The following is a 1,144-nucleotide window of genomic DNA, read 5'->3' as shown; positions in this document are numbered from 1 at the left end:
ATTGAGCGCTTTGTGGGTGCCTAACATGCGGTCCACAAGATCACGTAAACGATCCGTTTCTTCTATGATTACCTGCGTATACTCGCTTTGCTCATCGCTTAGTTCCGATGACAGGAGCTGTGCCGCACCACGAATTCCTCCAAGAGGATTCTTGATTTCATGTGCAAGGCCTCTAATGAGGATTTTCGCTGTTTCTTGATTTTCTTGTAGCTGTTCTTCCCGGCTGATTCTAAGTAATCGATCTTTTGCTTGTATCTCAACAAGTAAACAAGGCGCATTATTAGCGATCAGACTAGAAACAGTGCAGTCAACGAGAATGTGTTCGCCATTTAATAAGGTCATCTTACATTCGCGTTGAGTGTAAGAGTGCCCCGTTTTAAGGATCTCTTTCATCTCGTCGATGAGATTACTTTCAATGTCACTAAATAGTTCAGGAAATTTCGCGGCTTCCAAGCGTTTTTGGCTTACTTGGGTCAACATTTCAGCAGCAGGGTTGTAATCAAGCACCGTCAAGTCTTCCGCTAAAACGAGAACGGATGTCGATAGGTTGTCTAGGATCACTGATTGCTGAATGTTTTGGTTTTTCATTCGTCTTTTCTGGCTTTATATGATGGTTTCGCACCGTTTAAGACAACTAGCAATAATTAAACCATTTGCGGTGCATTCATTTTGATAAGAGCTAAGTTATTGAATTTACCAAGATTGTTATTCTGTTAATTGCTCGATAACAATCCTTCGCACTTGAGGAGAGCACAATGAAGATTTTACATGCACCATGGTGGTGCATCAAGAGTTTAGTTTAGCTTTGAAGGGCGGTGCATTGTGAAAGATATGGAGGAGGATTTGATGATTTTACCGCTAGCATCGCTAATCTGAACGCTAAGTTGGTGCGTTCCGCGAAATACGTTATCAACAATCAACGATGTGGTGCGTTGTTCGCCTACGAGTTGGTTATCGATGAAGATTTTATATATGTGGCTCGGTCTTAATTCTGGGAATGAGGTAAAAGAAATGTTTACTGTGCCAGAGCCGCTGTGGAATGCACTGTCATTGCTAGGGCTTAGTATCTTTAAGGATTGATAGAGTTCTTTTGTTGTTGTGTCAGCTTGTTGAGTGTTCGTTGAGCTAGGAGGTAGTTTAAGTG

General features: G+C 41.9%; 1 protein-coding gene and 1 pseudogene. Both read right to left on the bottom strand.

The genetic code is table 11. The features are described 5' to 3' along the window. On the bottom strand, positions 1-588 hold a 588-nt coding region (locus A3762_RS13230; protein ID WP_156493444.1), incomplete at its 3' end, for a nitrogen regulation protein NR(II). Positions 589-794: 206 nt separating this feature from the next. Next, positions 795-1,144, bottom strand: a pseudogene (locus tag A3762_RS27610) (hypothetical protein); the annotation flags it as partial.

The organism is Oleiphilus sp. HI0125, from assembly GCF_001635355.1.
The sequence above is the reverse complement of the archived record's forward strand: the minus strand, read 5'-3'. Positions and strand labels throughout refer to the sequence as shown.